Raw genomic sequence first — 18,127 nt, forward strand, 5'->3', positions numbered from 1 at the left:
TTAGTAAGTACGAATCATGGGTTCGAAAGTCGGAACAGTCTTCGGCGAGAAGTTCACGGCACGCTTGGTTACGCGCTTTTCACCCGGGAAGTACAGGGTGTGGCACAGCCAGTTCACATCGTCACGGTCTTCAAAGTCTTCACGGGCGTGAGCACCGCGGGACTCTTTACGATTTTCTGCAGCAATTGCCGTAGCTTCAGCAACTTCCAGCAGGTTTTGCAGTTCCAGCGCTTCGATGCGAGCCGTGTTGAAAGCCTGGCTCTTATCGTTAATCTTGACGTTGGCGATCCGGCCACGAAGATCTGCCAGCTGAGCGATACCTTTCAGCATGTATTCGCCAGTACGGAATACACCGAAGTAGTTCTGCATGCAGCTTTGCAGTTCTTTACGCAGAGAAGCGACGTCTTCACCGGTGGTCCGCGCGTTCAAGCCAGCAAGGCGCTCAAGGGCGAAATCAACATCGCTTTCAGTAGCGCGACGGTATTCAACACCTTCACGCAGGCTTTGTTCCAGATGGATACCGGCAGCACGACCGAAGACCACCAGGTCGAGCAACGAGTTGCCACCAAGACGGTTGGCACCGTGCACCGATACGCAAGCCACTTCGCCAACAGCGAACAAGCCTGGAATGATGGTGTCCACGCCTTCGGCGGTCTGGGTGATCGCCTGACCATGAATGTTAGTGGCAACGCCACCCATCATGTAGTGGCAGGTAGGAACGACAGGAATCGGAGCAACGGCTGGATCGACGTGCGCGAAGGTCTTGGACAGTTCCATGATCCCAGGCAGACGGCTGTGCAACACTTCTTCGCCCAGGTGATCGAGCTTGAGCATTACGTGATCGCCATCCGGACCACAGCCGTTACCGGCGATGATCTCTTTGACCATGGAGCGAGCTACCACGTCACGACCGGCAAGGTCTTTCGCGTTCGGAGCGTAACGCTCCATGAAACGCTCGCCGTGCTTGTTGATCAGGTATCCACCTTCACCACGACAGCCTTCAGTAACCAGTACACCTGCGCCGGCGATGCCGGTTGGGTGGAACTGCCACATCTCGATGTCCTGGACCGGCACGCCTGCACGCAGCGCCATGCCGATACCGTCGCCGGTATTGATCAGGGCATTGGTAGTCGACGAGTAGATACGGCCCGCGCCGCCAGTGGCCAGTACGGTCGCGTTTGCACGGATGTACGAGGTTTCACCGGTTTCGATGCAGATCGCAATAATGCCGACGAATACGCCGTCCTGGTTCTTCACCAGATCCACCGCATAGTATTCGTTCAGGAACACAGTGCCGGCTTTCAGGTTAGCCTGGTAAAGGGTGTGCAGCAGTGCGTGACCGGTACGGTCGGCAGCGGCGCACGTACGTGCAGCCTGGCCACCCTTGCCAAAGTCTTTCGACTGACCGCCGAATGGACGCTGATAAATGCGGCCTTGTTCGGTACGGGAGAACGGCAGACCCATGTGCTCAAGTTCGAAGACCGCTTCTGGGCCTACGGAACACATGTATTCGATAGCGTCCTGGTCACCGATGTAATCGGAGCCCTTGACGGTATCGTACATGTGCCAGCGCCAGTCATCATTTGGATCCGCGGAGGCGATGGCGCAGGTAATGCCACCTTGAGCGGAAACGGTATGGGAACGAGTCGGGAATACCTTTGTGACTACAGCGGTCTTGTGACCACCCTGAGCCAGCTGCAATGCTGCGCGCATGCCAGCACCGCCACCACCAATGATGATAGCGTCGAAAGAAAGCGTATTAATGTTAGCCATGAATCAGATACCCCAAAGAATCTGCACACCCCAGACGAAGTAAGCGAACATCGCGATGCCGCAGACAGCCTGGAAGAGGAAACGTACTGCAGTCGCGGACTTGCCCAGCGCCATTGGCGTCAGGTAATCGGTCGCGATGGTCCACATGCCGACCCAGGCGTGAGCACCCAGAGCAACAAAGGCCAGCAGGCTGAAGATACGCATCCCGCTGTTCGCGAACAGCGCATGCCATTGGGCGTACCCCATGCCAGGGTTCGCAATGATGTACCCGATCAGGAATATGAAATAAGCCGCGAGCACGACCGCAGATACGCGCTGAGCCATCCAATCATAGAGGCCCGAACGCGACAGGTTAGTGACGTTGGTTACCATATCCATACTCCCGCCAGAACGATCAGCACCGCGGAGACGGCGAGAACGATTTTAGAGCCCAGTTTGCCGCCTTCCAGCGATTCACCGATGCCCATGTCCATAATCAAGTGGCGAATACCTGCCACCAAGTGATACAGCAAGGCGGACAGCAGACCCCAAATCACTAGCTTCGCTAGCACACTGGTCAAACACGCTTTCACTTCTCCGAAACCTTCCTCAGAACCCAGCGATTTGCCCAATGCATAAAGCATGATGGCAAGGCCGACAAAGAGGATGACACCGGAAATACGGTGAAGAATGGACGTGTAAGCAGTGACTGGGAGTTTGATGGTCCTTAGGTCGAGGTTTACAGGTCGTTGGCTATTCACGGCTTTTTTTCACACTTGAAGAGCCCCTAACAATCAGGGCAAAGTTGTTGGGAAGTGCACTGGTCAGGTACCCACCACCCAGGGAGTGACGACCCCTATGAAACAGGCCCTAAAGCCCCCGGCGGTCGGACGCAGAGTATAGACAGTTAGGCTACTAATGACAACGCGCAGACCTCACGCTAATAGGCAATTGCGCCCGCGTTATAAAAGGCGTAAACGGCTGTGATCTGCGAGGAAATAGCGCGCCAGAAGGCCTCTAAAGCATGACTTTAGGCAAATTGACTTTAGGATTTATCTCACTATAGTGGTGCGGGCCCTGCGTGGGGGGTCTGTCTGATGATTTGAAGCATAAATAGGAGGCCACATGGCTGACAAAAAAGCGCAGTTGATCATCGAGGGCGCAGCCCCCGTCGAGCTGCCAATTCTGACCGGCACCGTGGGTCCCGATGTAATCGACGTTCGCGGTCTCACCGCCACCGGCCACTTCACATTCGACCCTGGTTTCATGTCGACCGCCTCTTGCGAGTCGAAGATTACCTATATCGACGGTGACAACGGCATCCTGTTGCACCGCGGCTATCCGATCGAACAGCTTGCTGCACAATCGGATTACCTGGAAACCTGCTACCTGTTGCTCAACGGCGAACTGCCGACGAGCGAACAGAAAGCCGAGTTCGTCATCACCGTGAAAAACCACACGATGGTGCACGAACAGTTGAAGACGTTCTTCAACGGCTTCCGTCGCGACGCTCACCCGATGGCCGTCATGTGCGGCGTGATTGGCGCCCTCTCGGCGTTCTATCACGATTCCCTGGACATCAATAACCCGCAGCATCGTGAAATTTCCGCGATCCGTCTGGTTGCCAAGATGCCGACCCTGGCAGCGATGGTCTACAAGTACTCCATGGGCCAACCCATGATGTACCCGCGTAACGACCTGAACTACGCCGAAAACTTCCTGCACATGATGTTCAACACCCCCTGCGAGATCAAACCGATCAGCCCGGTGTTGGCCAAGGCCATGGATAAGATCTTTATCCTGCACGCCGATCATGAGCAGAACGCGTCAACCTCTACTGTGCGTATGGCCGGCTCCTCTGGCGCCAACCCGTTCGCCTGTATCGCGGCTGGCATTGCCGCCCTCTGGGGCCCGGCACATGGCGGCGCCAACGAGGCTGTATTGGCTATGCTCGATGAAATTGGAGATGTCTCGAACATCGAAAAATTCATTGCCAAGGCCAAGGACAAGAACGATCCGTTCAAGTTGATGGGCTTCGGTCACCGCGTTTACAAAAACCGCGATCCGCGCGCCACCGTGATGAAGCAGACCTGCGACGAAGTACTCAGAGAGTTGGGTATCACCAACGATCCACAGCTGGAACTGGCCATGCGTCTCGAAGAGATTGCGCTGACCGATCCGTACTTCATCGAACGCTCGCTGTACCCGAACGTAGACTTCTACTCGGGCATCATCCTGAAAGCTATCGGCATTCCCACCAGCATGTTCACCGTAATCTTCGCTTTGGCGCGGACTGTCGGCTGGATCTCGCACTGGAAAGAAATGCTCTCCAGCCCGTACAAGATTGGCCGTCCTCGCCAGTTGTACACCGGCTACGTGTCTCGCGACATCGTGCCACTGGAAGATCGCAAGTAAGATCGCAATCAGTTCTCGACCTTAACCGTCGAGAATAAAAAAAGGGCTGCCAGTGGCAGCCCTTTTTTGTACCGCCGGGAAAGCTGTCATCAGCTCCCGACGATCAGGATCGATTACTTCTCTGCCCGTTCTTTCAACGCTTTCAACGTATTGAAAGGGGCGTCTACTACGAACTTGTTGGCCAGCCATGACGGCACGCTACCACCCGGCTCGGTGTGAACCTGATACGTCACTTCAGTTTGATCGGCACCTTTGGGAACGAGCTTCCAGAAACCCTCCACTTGCGCGACCCTCACAAAGCCTTTTTCCTCAGGAACATACGTTGGCTCACCCTTCAGCGTACGAGTCAGAGTGCCATCAGCGCCCTGCTCAGAAGTCACCAACAATACCGAATCGCGCGGAGTCACAGGCCAAGGCGTATTGAACTGGGTGTAAGTCCAGCTCTGAGCACCGTCATGCTTGAGCAACTTCTGCGACTTGCATTCATGAATCCAGGCGCAGGCACCCACGACGTCCTCCTGCAAGCTGCGCAACTTGGCCACGCTCGCCTTGATCGTGGTGACACCGCGATACGCCTTGTACTGAGAACCAGCCACTTCGCTCAAAGAAATCTTGATGCCATCCGCATCCTTCGCAACCTGCCAGTCTTCAGCCTGAGCGGCAGCAGCCATCAATACAGTCAAACCACACACAACAGCTATCCGATGCAGCGAACTCATTGTTTTATTCCTTATTGTCAAAGTTCTGGTAAATCGGCTTTCGGTAAATCGGTCCAGCCCAGGCAACCAACGTCACGCAGCCCATCAAACTACTGCAGTCGCTTGCTCCCACCAGTCAATCAGGCGAATTGCCTCGGCCTGGCTTGACCCACAGACTTCCTCATCAGCCAAAAATGCGCTGCATACCGCTGGCCGCTCTAGCCTGCCGAACAGACCACACAGCGATTCGACAGAAAGATGCAGGCAACGTTCTCCTGCGGCCTTGCCATTTGGCATGCCGGGAATTGGCGAACTGATGGAGGGGGCGATGCAGCAAGCCCCGCAATCTGGACGGCATTCCATGGCGAATATCCTCACGACAGACGATCGGTAAAGTACCAGGAGATAGTACCCCCTAAAACGGCCGTTTGAAATGACCTGAGAGCGGACTGTGGGCCGGCGTTAGTGCTTGAACTCGAAATCGAGGGCCGCACCTTCCACTTGCCGGCGATTCTCATCTCGCAGTTGCAGACTCATTGCGTTATTCAGCAAACGGCCATTGAGCTGGAAGGCACTTTCCGGCGCGATCTTTTTGTCACTGAACAAAGGGGGCAGCAGGGGCGTGTTGACAGTGGACCCTACCCGACCAACGGACACCATCTCCTTGACCATATCCACCGGCAGACTCAGGTCCAGATTTGGCTGGGGGAGACGGGCCTGCTGCACAGTCTCGGCGGCTGATTGAGCGTTGCTAGCTATAGGCGCACGCGGCTTGACCGGCGCCTGCTCTGACTTGGTTTTGTTGGATGCGGCCTTTGGCACAGGGGCCTTGGCAGCGTGAGCATCCGGCTTTTTCGCCGCAGCAGGCTGACCCTGAGCAGCCGTCACTGGAACCACCGGCACGTTCGGCGGCAAGTCATGCACCGGCGGCACCACTGACGCAGGCGGCGCGGCTACCTGCACTTCAGCCGTAACCTTTGGCGCAGGTGCAGGGGTTTTCTGGGGGTCACAAGCACTCACCAGTACAATTAACAGCAAACCGATACAACGAAGAGAAGTCATAGGCATACATAGCAGCAAGGCAGAGGGCCATATGCTGGCCCGTTGGAAGACTCATGACAAGCCGGCAGATTCACACCGACGAGCATAATAATAGCGCTGGGCACAGGATTCGCCTCAGCGGGTGACACCTTAATAAGCGTACGCTGTCTCCTGGCACAGTTGTTTGGCAAGCATGCCCAAGGTCATCAACGCGCGCTCCGCCTCCCGATTCCATGGGATGCCACAGTTGAGTCGAATGCAGTGATTGAACTGTTCTGTATTGCTGAAAATAAGCCCCGGCGCGATGCTGATCCCCTGCTCCAAGGCTCGAACATGTAATTCCTGAGTATTAACCCGTCCTGGCAAGCTCACCCACAGAATGAATCCTCCCGTTGGGCGGCTCATTTGCGTGCCTTCCGGGAAATATTGCTGCACGGCCAACTGAAACGCGCTCAGATTTTTACGGTACTCCAAGCGAATAAACCTTAAATGGCGATCATAACCGCCGTTCTCCAGATAAGCGGCAACACCCATTTGCGTGACACTGCAGGCCGAATGGGTACTGAACGTCTGCAATCGCTGGATTTCTGCTTGATATTTCCCCGCAATCGTCCAGCCGATACGCACACCGGGCGACAGGGTCTTGGAAAAACTCGAGCAATAAATCACTCGCCCCAGCCGATCAAAGGCTTTCAAAGCCTTGGTTCGCCCAAGCTCAAACATCAGTTCGCCATAGATGTCGTCTTCAACGATTTGAATATCGAAATCCGAAGCAAGTCGTAACAGCTGCTTCTGCCGCTCCTCAGGAACGGTCCCACCCAACGGGTTACTCAGGCGCGACGTCATCACCAACGCCTTGATCGACCATTGGTTGGCCGCCAACTGTAATGCTTCCAGGCTGATGCCAGTAGCCGGATCACTCGGAATCTCGATAACCTTGAGCCCCAAAAGGTCTGCCATTTGCAGCAAACCATAATAGGTGGGCGACTCGGTCGCAATCAGATCGCCGGGCCGGGTAAGCACCCGCAAGGACATCTGCAATGCGTCGACGCAGCCGTGAGTAATCACCACCTCGGAGGGGTCGACCACTACACCCGCATCACGCATACGAATCGCAACTTGCCGGCGCAAGGGTTCGAAACCGGGACTGAACATATAGCTAAAGGCACGGGGGCTCTGAAAACGGGTGACCTTTGAGATTTGCTGATGCAATGCCCGCACCGGCAGATAGTCAACGTGAGGCACAGCCGCCCCTAACGGAAACACACCTTCGCGGCGCGATTCGACTAAAACCTGCTGGATAATGCTGCTTCGGGTGACCAGACCAGGGCGCTCTACCCGAGCAATATCCGGGGTGGGCGCAGTCAGCGCCGGTGTCTGGTGCACGTAATAGCCCGACTGTGGACGCGCTCGGATCAAACCTTGATCCTCAAGGTTTGCATAAGCCTGCAGCACCGTCGCATGGCTGACGTTGAGCTGCGAACTCATCTTGCGCACAGAGGGCACGCGCTCACCAGGCTGATAGACGCCACGGCGAATATCCTCGGCCAATTGCTGAGCAATACGTTGATAAAGTAAAAGATTGGTCATGACGCCACCCTTGATGCTGCTGACAACTTATTTTTATAGGGTTTTTAACACGGACACCTACCATAACAGTTACGAAGTGTACTGGGACAGTTTCTAAAAATGATAGCCCTATGGTGCATTGATTAGAAAATTCAATGGCAAAGCAGCCGCGCTTCAGTATTTTATACCCGTAAAAAAACCCGGCACCTTGCAGTTACCGGGCTTTTAAACGAAAAGCGCCTAGCGCGCTGCGCCCAAACGGCCTTTTTCGTCTGAGAAAACGATCTCAACCCGACGATTCTGCGCCCTACCCCGCTCCGACGCGTTTACGTCGACCGGGAACTCATCACCATAACCTTCAACGTGAAGACGCTGTTCATCGATACCCAGATCCGTCAGCACATCAGCCACCGACTGCGCCCGGTCTTTGGAAAGCTGAAGGTTTTCCTGCTTGCCGCCCGTGCTGTCGGTATAGCCCTCGATCCGCACGATACGCTTGGGGTTGAGCTGGAGAAACTGCATCAGCCTGAGCACTGTGCGGTTGGCCGAACTTTTCAGTTCGGCGTTCCCTGTATCAAATAGAACATCGCCCAAGGTCATGACCAGACCGCGATCTGTCTGGGTAGTGGCCAAGGCAACCATCTGCTTTTCCAGCCATTTGCCCTGTTGCTGCACACTGGCCAATTTGGCTTCACGAAGCGCCAATTGCAGGCGCTGACGGTCGAGCCCCGACCTCACCAACTGTTCCTGGTTGAGCATCAGGTTCGTATGCTCGCGAGCAATTTCGCTGTAGCGGCGGCTGAGGTAAGCGTAATGAATGACATCTTCGCCACTGCCCCAATACCCAGACAAACGCTCGGCACGCCCCAACGATTCGCCCGCGCGAATAACGTCCTTGGGGGCGCCACGCAGAACGTTGGTATCTTCTTTGACTTTCTGGAAGTCGGCACTGGCTTGCTGCAATGCCCGCTCGCTGTCCTGGTGCCCCGCACAACCAGACAGGCCAGCCGAACCCAGCAGAATGAACACACCCATCAGACGAGGAATGCGATTTACCGCGCGGCTCATTCAGCCTCTCCCACTTGCTTGCGCAGACGATTGAGTCGGGTGTCCAGTTGGGTCAATTGCTCCTGACTCCTCTGGGTCAGGACGCGCGCTTCGGCGAGCCGCGCATCGAGCTCCGACTGCTCGGCCTGCATGCGCGCCTCTTTGAATGACTGGTCCGCCATGTCGGCGCGGGCCTGAGTCAGTTTCGATTGAGCCAGGGTCAGCTCAGGCACTTCTTCGGTGGCACCCACCGCCGTGGCTTGCTCCACGGCTTGCTCAGTCAGTCGCAACTGTTCGATCGGTGCCGGATCGTTGGCACAGCCTACCAGGGCAGCAAAGGCTGTGACGGCGAATAAAGGTCGAATACTCACGAAAATCCCTACTTGTTTGGGGCGCTGGACGGCAGCGGCAGCTGCGCTTTCCAGAGTTCCAGATTGCGCTTCAGCACTTCATCTGACAGGCCAGAGGCGGCCGATTCTGTCATCTTTTTAGCCAGCTGTCCGCGCAACCATGGATCATTACAGGCCGAATTGAACGACAACGCCAAATACAGGCCCGGTTTATCCAGTGGCAAAGGCTGTGCAATCAGGTCCGCCGACATCCCCAATGCCTGAGCCATCGCTAGCCCGGCGTAGCGGCCCGCCAGTACGTATTCAACCTGCCCCAACATCAGTTTTTGAAACGCCTGGGTCAGATTCTCTACGCGCTCCAGATGCAGATGCTCCTTGGCTGCCGCCTCGAAGGGTTGCGTGAGGCGAATCTTTTCCGATACCGCACCGGGATGATCGTACAAATCGGCGAGGGCATTGAATGGCTGCGCATGATCATGCCGGGTCCAGACCATGATTTCGTTCTGGGTGATCGACGGATGAATGTAATCCAGCGATTCGAGTTCCGACGACTTCAACGGCGCGTCGACCAATAGGTCCATACGTCCGCTGCGCACTTCCTCCAGCGCCTGACTGCGCTTGCCCGCGTACAGTAATTCCACTTTCAGACCCAGCGCCTGGGCAGCCTGTTTGAGCAGATCGGCATTCGCGCCCATCAGGTGTTTCGGGTCCTGAGGATCACGCCATAGATAGGGCGGTGCGTCTGGGCTGCCCGTCGCGATCAGGCGCTCGCATTTGCCCGCCGCGACACTCAGCGATGGCAGGATGAACACGCCAAAAAGAAGCGATGGCAATAGCAGCCGAGGCTTGCTCATGGGGCAATCCTTAATCGAATCCAATAAAAAACCCGCTCATCGAAGGCCTTGGGAATCTGCGGCATGCCGCAACTTCACACAGCCCGAAATGAACGGGTTCTCTTTATAAGTGAAGAGCCTGGATTAAACCAGCTTCTCAAACTCAGGTATGGCTTCGAACAAATCAGCCACCAGGCCGTAATCAGCCACCTGGAAGATCGGCGCATCTTCGTCCTTGTTGATCGCAACGATCACCTTGGAGTCTTTCATACCGGCCAAATGCTGGATCGCGCCGGAAATACCGACGGCAATGTACAGCTGTGGCGCAACGATTTTGCCGGTCTGACCGACCTGCATATCGTTGGGTACGAAGCCTGCGTCAACTGCGGCGCGCGAAGCACCCACAGCGGCGCCCAGCTTGTCGGCCAGGGCGTACAGGTGTTTGAAGTTCTCGCCGTTCTGCATGCCACGACCGCCGGAAACGACGATTTTGGCAGCGGTCAGCTCTGGACGATCGGACTTGGCCAGTTCTTCGCTAACGAAGGTGGACTTGCCAGCATCGTGAGCAGCAGTAACCGCTTCAACTGCAGCGGAACCGCCTTCAGCAGCAACCGGATCAAAACCGGTAGCACGCACGGTGATCACTTTGACGGCAGCCGAAGACTGGACCGTCGCAATGGCGTTACCGGCATAGATCGGACGCTTGAAGGTGTCAGCACTTTCAACGGCGATGATCTCGGAGATCTGATCGACATCCAGCAGCGCGGCAACGCGGGGCAGAATGTTTTTACCGTTGGAAGTGGCTGCAGCCAGGATGTGGCTATAGGACTTGCCCAGCTCCACGATCAGCGGCGCAACGTTTTCTGGCAACTGATGTGCGTAGGCAGCGTTGTCGGCAACCAGCACTTTCGAGACACCAGCGATTTTCGCTGCTGCTTCGGCGACTGCGCCAACGTTGGCACCGACCACCAGTACGTGAATATCACCACCGATTTTTACAGCGGCAGCCACGGTGTTCAGGGTTGCCGGGGCAACGACACCATTTTCATGTTCAGCAATAACCAAGATAGTCATTTAGATTACCTTCGCTTCGTTTTTCAGTTTCTCGACCAGTTCAGCCACCGACTTGACCTTGATGCCGGCGCTGCGGGTAGCCGGCGCTTCAACTTTCAGGGTTTTGGTCGTGGAGGCGGTGGAAACGCCCAAAGCTTCAGGCGTCAGCACTTCAAGAGGCTTCTTCTTGGCTTTCATGATGTTTGGCAAGGAGGCGTAGCGTGGCTCGTTCAGACGCAGGTCTGTGGTCACGATCGCCGGCAGGCTCAGGGACACAGTCTGCAGGCCCGCATCGACTTCACGCGTGACGCTGACTTTGTCGCCAGACACTTCGACTTTAGAGGCGAAGGTGCCCTGGGCGTAGCCGCTCAGTGCAGCCAGCATCTGGCCGGTCTGGTTATTGTCGCTGTCGATGGCCTGTTTACCCAGGATCACCAACTGCGGTTGTTCTTTGTCGACCACAGCCTTGAGCAACTTGGCCACGGCCAGGGAGTTCAGCTCGTCGGCACATTCAACAAGAATGGCGCGATCTGCACCCAGAGCCAACGCGGTACGCAGTTGTTCCTGAGCGGTGGTCGGGCCAATGGAAACGACGACGATCTCGGTCGCAACGCCTTTTTCTTTCAGGCGGACGGCTTCTTCCACGGCGATTTCGCAGAAGGGGTTCATCGACATTTTGACGTTAGCGAGATCGACGCCGGAGTTGTCCGCTTTGACGCGAACCTTGACGTTGTAGTCGACCACTCGTTTGACAGCTACAAGAACCTTCATGGATTCCTCGTTACTCTCCGGTGAAAAGAAAATCGCCCGGGCGGGCCTGGCGATTGATACGCGTCGGTAAAAAGGACACCTCTAAAAACAACTGCACCGCGTTCACAACGCTTTTTAGAGGTGCCCTTGAAACCAGCGGTCAGCCTACGGCGAGCGCAAAACCGCCCGTATCTTGACCGGAACGTCTTTTCTGGTCAATACGCCAAAATAGTCAAACATGAGCAGCGCATCTTTGATTTATCTGGCCTGCAGCAAATTCAAACAAACGTTTGTATTGGACCTGAGCGATGGTCCAGATATACTGCGACCCTTTGCGGCGTGCAGGTCGGTTAATGTTACTCGCGACCCGCGCTAGTTGCTTCATATAAAAAAAACTGTTGAGCCCTGAGTAGGAGATAGCCTGTGGAACGCGAATACATGGAATTCGACGTCGTCATCGTCGGCGCAGGCCCCGCGGGTCTTTCCGCTGCTTGCCGACTGAAACAGAAAGCCGCCGAAGCCGGAAAAGAAATCAGCGTCTGCGTGGTGGAAAAAGGCTCTGAAGTAGGCGCGCACATTTTATCCGGTGCCGTGTTCGAACCTCGCGCCCTGAACGAATTGTTTCCGAACTGGAAAGAACTCGGCGCGCCGCTGAACACGCCGGTCAAGCGCGACGATATCTTCGTACTCAAAAGTGCCGACAGCGCAACTAAAGTGCCCAATGTGTTTGTGCCTAAAACCATGCACAACGAAGGCAACTACATTATTTCCCTGGGCAATCTGTGCCGCTGGCTCGCTCAGCAGGCTGAAAACCTCGGTGTTGAAATCTACCCGGGCTTCGCCGCTCAGGAAGCACTGTTCGACGAGAACGGTGTGGTGCGCGGGATCATTACCGGCGACTTGGGCGTTGACCGTGAAGGCCACCCCAAAGAGGGTTACTTCACCCCCGGCATGGAGCTGCGCGGCAAATACACGCTGTTCGCCGAAGGCTGCCGTGGCCATATTGGCAAACAATTGCTCAAACGCTTCAACCTCGACACCGAAGCCGACGCACAACATTACGGTATCGGCCTCAAAGAAATCTGGGAAGTCGATCCGGCCAAGCATGAACAAGGCCTGGTGGTGCACACCGCAGGCTGGCCACTGGACGTGATGGGCACCGAGAACACTGGCGGCTCCTTCCTTTATCACCTGGAAAACAACCAGGTGGTGGTCGGCCTGATCGTCGATCTATCCTACTCCAATGCCTTTCTGTCACCATTCGATGAATTCCAGCGCCTCAAGCACCACCCGGTGATCAAACAATACCTGGAAGGCGGCAAGCGCATCAGCTACGGCGCACGCGCCATCTGCAAGGGCGGCTTGAACTCGCTGCCGAAAATGGTCTTCCCGGGGGGCGCGCTGATCGGCTGCGACCTCGGCACCCTGAACTTCGCCAAGATCAAGGGCAGCCACACTGCCATGAAATCCGGCATGCTCGCGGCTGATTCGGTGGCTGACGCCCTCTTCGCTGGCAAGGAAGGCGGAGACGAGCTGAACACCTACGTTGAAGCCTTCAAAGCCAGCTGGCTGTATGACGAGCTGTTCGCCAGCCGCAACTTCGGCCCGGCACTGCACAAGTTCGGTCCGATCCTGGGCGGTGCGTTCAACTTCATCGATCAGAACTTCTTCGGCGGCAAGATCCCGTTCACGCTGCACGATACCAAGCCGGACTATGCGCGCATGAAGCTCGCGGCCGACTCGAAAAAAATCGATTACCCAAAACCCGATGGCAAGCTCAGCTTCGACAAACTCAGCTCGGTGTTTCTCTCCAATACCAACCATGAAGAAGAACAACCCTGCCACCTGAAGCTGGCCGACCCGAGCATCCCGATTGGCACCAACTTGCCGCTATACGACGAACCGGCCCAGCGCTACTGCCCTGCCGGCGTGTATGAAGTGATCACCAAGGAAGACGGCGAGAAACGCTTCCAGATCAACGCGCAGAACTGCGTGCATTGTAAAACCTGCGACATCAAAGACCCTTCCCAGAACATCACCTGGGTGGCGCCTGAAGGCAGTGGTGGTCCGACTTACCCGAACATGTAAGGCTGGCGATCGAACATCAAGGCTCCTTCGGGGGCCTTTTTGTTGCGTCTGAAAAACGACCTGCCCGCACCGGAACCATCAGCATCACTGATGCGTGCCAATCGCTTCGTCCCCAGGGCTGTGCTCGAAGTAGCGTTTGTATTCCCGACTGAATTGCGAGGTACTTTGATACCCGACGCGCAGGGCGGCCTGAGCCACACCGATGCCTTCGGCGATCAACATCCGCTGCGCCTTGAGCAGCCGTAGACGCTTCAAATACTGCACCGGGGACAACAGGGTGCCGCGCTTGAAGTGCTCATGAAAGGTCGAGGCACTCATGTTTGCGCAACGCGCCAGAGTCTCGACGCTGAGCGGCTCAGCATAGTGTGTATGCAAATGACTCAACGATGCAGCAACACGGGCAAACGGCCCTTGCTGCTCGACCAACGCCCGCAACACACTGGCCTGAGGCCCCCGAAGCGCGGCATACAACACCTCACGCAAACGTGCGCGGCCCATGATCTGGCATTCCATAGGATCGTGCAGGCAACGCAACAAGCGCTCAACACTGTCGCGCATCTGCGCATCGAGTGCGGCAGAACTCATGGACTCCAGGGTCTGGGGCTGAACGTCACGGCCAGGCATCAACCCCATGGACAGCACCAACTCCCCCAGCATGATCCGATCAATGCCAATCGCAACGCCGAGCAACGGCACTTCGGGTGTGGCAAAGGTTTCGCACTCGAAAGGCATCGACAACGCCTGAACCAGATAGCGCCCAGCGCCATATTCCAGAGTGCGCTGCCCCAGGTAGGCCAACTTGCTGCCTTGGGCGATGATCATCAGGCTCGGCTCGTAGATCTGTGGGCAACGCGCCACATTGCTTCGGGCCGAAACAATCTGCACCTCAGGCAATAGCGTCGGCAGAAATCCCGGACGAGTGGCGAGCGGCCGAATCAACGAGACCAGTGTTGCGTTGGCATCAAGGTAGCGGGTCAGCAACATGGGAATCCAGCTTCGCAAGAGGAATAGACGGCATCATCATCGCAGATCCGCCCAACAAAATAGCCAATCAGCGGTGATGCCGGAGGAATAGGCACGATAGCCGGAGGAATGACCATGGCCGGTCATGCCGTGCACGGGGACAATGGCTCGCATCACCCAGTCATTGTTTTGCGAGGTTCACTATGTATAACGCCATCGGTTACGCCGCTCAGTCGGCCACCGCCCCCCTCGCCCCCATGACCTTCGAACGCCGCAGCCCTAGGGCCGATGATGTGGCTATCGAGATTCTCTACTGCGGCGTCTGCCACTCCGACATCCACCAGGCGCGCAACGAATGGGGCTTTGCCGTCTACCCTTTGATGCCAGGCCACGAGATCGTTGGCAAGGTGACGGCCACCGGCGCGAATGTCAGCCGCTACAAGGTCGGCGATATCGTCGGCGTCGGTTGCATGGTCGATTCCTGCCGCCAGTGTGAAGCCTGCAACGCCGATCTGGAGCAGTATTGCCTGGAAGGCCCGACTCAGACTTACGCGTCGAAAGACCGCGTCGACGGCAGTATCACCATGGGTGGCTACTCTGACAGCATCGTGGTCAGCGAGCGCTTCGTCGTACGCATTCCGGAGAAACTGGACCCGGCCAGCGCGGCACCGATTCTGTGCGCCGGGATCACCACGTACTCGCCACTCAAGCACTACAACGTTAAACCGGGTGACAAGGTCGGCATCCTCGGGATGGGCGGCCTGGGTCACATGGGTATCAAATTCGCCAAAGCCATGGGCGCCGAAGTGACCCTGTTCACCCGCTCCGAGGCCAAGGCTGAAGAGGGCCGTCGTCAGGGCGCCGACCATGTGATTGTGTCAACCGATGCCCAACAGATGGCAGCCGCAGCCGGCCATTTCGACTTCCTGTTGGACACCATTCCGGTGCAACACGACCTCAACCCCTACCTGCAGACCCTCCGTTTCGACGGCGTGCACATTCTGGTCGGGCTGATCGAGCCGGTGGAACCCCCACTGCATGCAGTTAACCTGGTCATGAAACGTCGCGTGCTGGCAGGCTCGATGATCGGCGGCATGGCGGAAACCCAGGAAGTACTGGATTTCTGCGCCGAGCATGGCATCACCTGCGACATCGAGATGCTCGACATCCGCAACATCAACGACGCCTTCACCCGAGTGGTCGCGGGCGATGTGAAGTACCGTTTCGTCATCGACATGGCGAGCTTGAAAGCCTGATTCAGGCTTTGGCCCCTAACTCGGCCGAGAGTCGCGCTGCAGTCTGTTTGATCAGCGGGATCAGCTCGGCCATTTTATCCAGGGGCATATAAGGCACGGTACTGGCAATGCTGATGCCGGCAACGATTCGGTTGCTGGCATCACGTACCGGCGCGGCAACACAGCGAATCGACGGTTCGTTGTCCTCCAGATCAAACGCATAACCGCCCGCGACGTAGTCCATCATTCGTTGCTGGAACTGCTCCCAGGACTGCTCCTGATGCTGCGGCCACACGATGGATTTTCCGTCGACTGGCAAACTGATCCGATACAGACGCTGCCACTCGTCCTGCGTGCAATCAATCATCAACGCCTTACCAATCCCGGTGCGTGCCAGCGGCATGCGATGGCCCACCCGCGAGCGCATCTCGGGACCATTGCGGCCAGGGTTTTTGTGCAGATACAGCACGTCGTCACCCTCACGAATCGCCAGGTGCACGGTATCGCCGGTCAGTGCTGACAACTCGTCGAGATACGGACGCGCCAGAATTGCCAGCGGCACTTCCTCGCGGGCCTGAAAACCCAACTCGATCAACTTGGGCCCGAGCAGGTAACCCACCTGCGGCAAGACCCGCAGATAACGCTCTTCCACCAGACAGCTGACCAGTCGATGAGTCGTGCTGCGCGTGGTACCGATAACCCGCGCAATCTCCTTGAGGTCACGAGCACCACTGGCCACGGCCTGAACCACGCCAAGCCCACGCAGCAGGGTCTGGGTACCGGTTGGCGCAGCGTCCTTGATGGCGTTGCTTATCACAGGGTTGAGTGAGTCGTGCTGCATATCACGCCTTATCCAGTCAAAAAGCTGGCGACATTATCGTCGCCAGCTTGCCTCGGTTACAACTCGATGCGCTCAACCTTCCCCACCAACAGGATGTACGACAGCGCACCCACCAATGCCAGCACTGCCACGTAGGTGATGGCGGGCGCAAAGGAGTCGCCTGTTGCCAGAAAGCCGATCACGATGGGCGTGGTGATCGCCGCCAGATTGCCGATGAAGTTGAAGGTGCCACCGGTCAATCCCAGCAAGCGCGCAGGCGCCAGGGTCGAGACCAGCGACCAGGTGATGGACGCCAGCCCGTTACCGAAAAATGCCAATGCCAAAAAGGCGATCACCAACGGTGTCGACTCGACGTAGTTGGCGCCAATGATTGAGGTCGAAATCAACAGTCCACCAATAATGGGCAACTTGCGGGCAAACCCCACGCTGCTCCCGCGACGGATCAGCCAATCGGAGAAGAAACCCGAACAGAGCACACCCACGAACGCCGCAAGAAACGGCAGTGAGGCCAGTAAACCGGACTTTATAAAGTCCATGCCACGGTATTTCACCAGGTACGTTGGGAACCAGGTCAGGAAGAACCACAGCGTCGAGTTCAGGCAGAACTGCCCCAAATAAATACCCCAGAGCTTGCGCTTGCTCAGCACGATCCCCAGATCTGGCCAGCTGAAACCGCGTTTGTTTTTCTCGGTACTGGCCTGGATATCCACCAGCCCGCCGCCGTCGCGAATCAACTCGATTTCCGCCTGATTGACACCGTTGAAATCACGCGGCTCGCGATAAACCAAAAACCACACCAGCGCCCAGATAACGCCCACGACACCGGTGCTGACGAAGACCATGTGCCAGCCATACTGCGCTTGCAGCCAGGCTAGAACCGGCGTCAGAAACGCCAGCCCGACAAATTGCCCGGACGTATAAAAACCAATGGCCGTCGCCCGTTCACGCTCCGGGAACCAGGTGGTGACCACGCGGCTATTGATCGGATAAGCCGGCGCTTCCAGGGCGCCCACCGCCATGCGCAGAACAAACAGCGCGATAAAACTGGCAGCAAAGCCGAGCATGATGGTCGCCAGTGACCACAGCAACAGCGCGACAGCGTAGAGAATCCGCGGTGGCACGCGGTCCACCAACCAACCACCGGGGATCTGCATGGCGGCGTAGGTCCAGCCGAAAGCGGAGAAGATCAAACCGACATGAATCGGATCAATCCCCAGCTCAGTGGTCAAGGCCGGTGCGGCAATCGACAGGTTGGCGCGATCCAGGTAGTTGATCACTACCGTAATAAACAACAGCACCATGATGAAAAAACGCTTACGGGTCGGCGTCACTAACGACGCCTTTCCTGCGAAGGTCTGAGGTTGCATGAGGGTGCCTCTTTTTTATGTTTATGTGAGGACGTTGGATAACCTGTGGGCAGGCTTGCCTGCGAACGGCGCCGTATCTGATACACCGCGAATCGCGGGCAAGCGCGCTCCTACAAAGGGCTGCG

At 56.8% G+C, this 18,127-nt stretch carries 18 protein-coding genes; 3 read left to right on the top strand and 15 right to left on the bottom strand.

The genetic code is table 11. The annotated features are described in order from the left end of the window. Genes sdhA through sdhC form a run of 3 tightly spaced genes read right to left on the bottom strand, consistent with a single transcriptional unit; the run spans position 1 to position 2,513 of the window. Complete coding sequence (gene sdhA, locus AC1ME2_RS02620) at positions 1-1,773, bottom strand: succinate dehydrogenase flavoprotein subunit (protein ID WP_480439139.1); 1,773 nt, start codon at positions 1,771-1,773, stop codon at positions 1-3. Positions 1,774-1,776: 3 nt separating this feature from the next. After that, positions 1,777-2,145 (bottom strand): succinate dehydrogenase, hydrophobic membrane anchor protein, encoded by a 369-nt coding sequence (sdhD, locus tag AC1ME2_RS02625; RefSeq protein ID WP_480439140.1) that lies wholly within the window; start codon positions 2,143-2,145, stop codon positions 1,777-1,779. Further along, positions 2,139-2,513: a succinate dehydrogenase, cytochrome b556 subunit gene (sdhC, locus tag AC1ME2_RS02630; RefSeq protein WP_480439141.1), complete on the bottom strand. Its 375-nt coding sequence runs from the start codon at positions 2,511-2,513 to the stop codon at positions 2,139-2,141. Before sdhC ends, sdhD begins: the two co-directional genes overlap by 7 nt. Positions 2,514-2,877: 364 nt before the next feature. Here sdhC and gltA point away from each other — a divergent pair, with 364 nt between their 5' ends. Then, on the top strand, positions 2,878-4,167 hold the full coding sequence (gene gltA / locus AC1ME2_RS02635) for a citrate synthase (RefSeq protein ID WP_480439143.1): 1,290 nt from the start codon (positions 2,878-2,880) through the stop codon (positions 4,165-4,167). Positions 4,168-4,280: 113 nt separating this feature from the next. On the opposite strand, the gene AC1ME2_RS02640 is transcribed toward gltA, so the two are convergent. The 9 genes from AC1ME2_RS02640 to AC1ME2_RS02680 form a co-directional block, all read right to left on the bottom strand. After that, positions 4,281-4,886 carry an START domain-containing protein gene (locus tag AC1ME2_RS02640; RefSeq protein ID WP_480439144.1) on the bottom strand — a complete coding sequence of 202 codons (606 nt, stop codon included), beginning with the start codon at positions 4,884-4,886 and terminating at the stop codon, positions 4,281-4,283. A gap of 84 nt (positions 4,887-4,970) precedes the next feature. Continuing rightward, positions 4,971-5,228: a YkgJ family cysteine cluster protein gene (locus tag AC1ME2_RS02645; protein WP_480439145.1), complete on the bottom strand. Its 258-nt coding sequence runs from the start codon at positions 5,226-5,228 to the stop codon at positions 4,971-4,973. A 99-nt stretch (positions 5,229-5,327) separates the two neighbouring features. After that, positions 5,328-5,927 carry a translation initiation factor 2 gene (locus tag AC1ME2_RS02650; RefSeq protein ID WP_480439146.1) on the bottom strand — a complete coding sequence of 200 codons (600 nt, stop codon included), beginning with the start codon at positions 5,925-5,927 and terminating at the stop codon, positions 5,328-5,330. 129 nt (positions 5,928-6,056) lie between these two features. After that, entirely contained in the window at positions 6,057-7,496 is a 1,440-nt protein-coding gene (locus AC1ME2_RS02655) for an aminotransferase-like domain-containing protein (protein ID WP_480439147.1), read from the bottom strand. 219 nt (positions 7,497-7,715) lie between these two features. Next, complete coding sequence (locus tag AC1ME2_RS02660) at positions 7,716-8,543, bottom strand: OmpA family protein (protein ID WP_480439148.1); 828 nt, start codon at positions 8,541-8,543, stop codon at positions 7,716-7,718. Then, the gene (locus AC1ME2_RS02665) at positions 8,540-8,893 is read right to left on the bottom strand and encodes a DUF4398 domain-containing protein (RefSeq protein WP_480439150.1); all 354 of its coding nucleotides are present in this window, start codon (positions 8,891-8,893) and stop codon (positions 8,540-8,542) included. The genes AC1ME2_RS02660 and AC1ME2_RS02665 overlap by 4 nt, the downstream gene beginning before the upstream one ends. An 8-nt stretch (positions 8,894-8,901) precedes the next feature. After that, positions 8,902-9,726, bottom strand: a complete 825-nt coding sequence (locus tag AC1ME2_RS02670; RefSeq protein WP_480439151.1) for a substrate-binding periplasmic protein — start codon at positions 9,724-9,726, stop codon at positions 8,902-8,904. A gap of 123 nt (positions 9,727-9,849) precedes the next feature. Next, positions 9,850-10,779, bottom strand: a complete 930-nt coding sequence (locus AC1ME2_RS02675; protein ID WP_480439153.1) for an electron transfer flavoprotein subunit alpha/FixB family protein — start codon at positions 10,777-10,779, stop codon at positions 9,850-9,852. Continuing rightward, positions 10,780-11,529, bottom strand: coding sequence for an electron transfer flavoprotein subunit beta/FixA family protein (locus AC1ME2_RS02680; protein WP_480439154.1), 750 nt, complete (start codon positions 11,527-11,529; stop codon positions 10,780-10,782). It abuts the gene before it with no gap. 402 nt (positions 11,530-11,931) lie between these two features. On the opposite strand from AC1ME2_RS02680, the gene AC1ME2_RS02685 reads away from it, so the two are divergent. Continuing rightward, entirely contained in the window at positions 11,932-13,596 is a 1,665-nt protein-coding gene (locus AC1ME2_RS02685) for an electron transfer flavoprotein-ubiquinone oxidoreductase (protein ID WP_480439155.1), read from the top strand. An 84-nt stretch (positions 13,597-13,680) separates the two neighbouring features. On the opposite strand, the gene AC1ME2_RS02690 is transcribed toward AC1ME2_RS02685, so the two are convergent. Beyond that, a complete protein-coding gene (locus tag AC1ME2_RS02690; RefSeq protein ID WP_480439156.1) occupies positions 13,681-14,580 on the bottom strand; it encodes an AraC family transcriptional regulator in 900 nt (299 codons plus the stop codon). Between the two features lie 182 nt (positions 14,581-14,762). Here AC1ME2_RS02690 and AC1ME2_RS02695 point away from each other — a divergent pair, with 182 nt between their 5' ends. Beyond that, positions 14,763-15,815, top strand: coding sequence for an NAD(P)-dependent alcohol dehydrogenase (locus AC1ME2_RS02695; RefSeq protein ID WP_480439158.1), 1,053 nt, complete (start codon positions 14,763-14,765; stop codon positions 15,813-15,815). Position 15,816: 1 nt separating this feature from the next. On the opposite strand, the gene AC1ME2_RS02700 is transcribed toward AC1ME2_RS02695, so the two are convergent. Together AC1ME2_RS02700 and AC1ME2_RS02705 are read right to left on the bottom strand one after the other, a co-directional pair. Further along, positions 15,817-16,635 carry an IclR family transcriptional regulator gene (locus tag AC1ME2_RS02700; protein ID WP_480439159.1) on the bottom strand — a complete coding sequence of 273 codons (819 nt, stop codon included), beginning with the start codon at positions 16,633-16,635 and terminating at the stop codon, positions 15,817-15,819. A 56-nt stretch (positions 16,636-16,691) separates the two neighbouring features. Next, positions 16,692-18,002, bottom strand: coding sequence for an MFS transporter (locus AC1ME2_RS02705; RefSeq protein WP_480439160.1), 1,311 nt, complete (start codon positions 18,000-18,002; stop codon positions 16,692-16,694). Positions 18,003-18,127: the final 125 nt, after the last annotated feature.

This window comes from Pseudomonas sp. ASL9 (assembly GCF_056680335.1).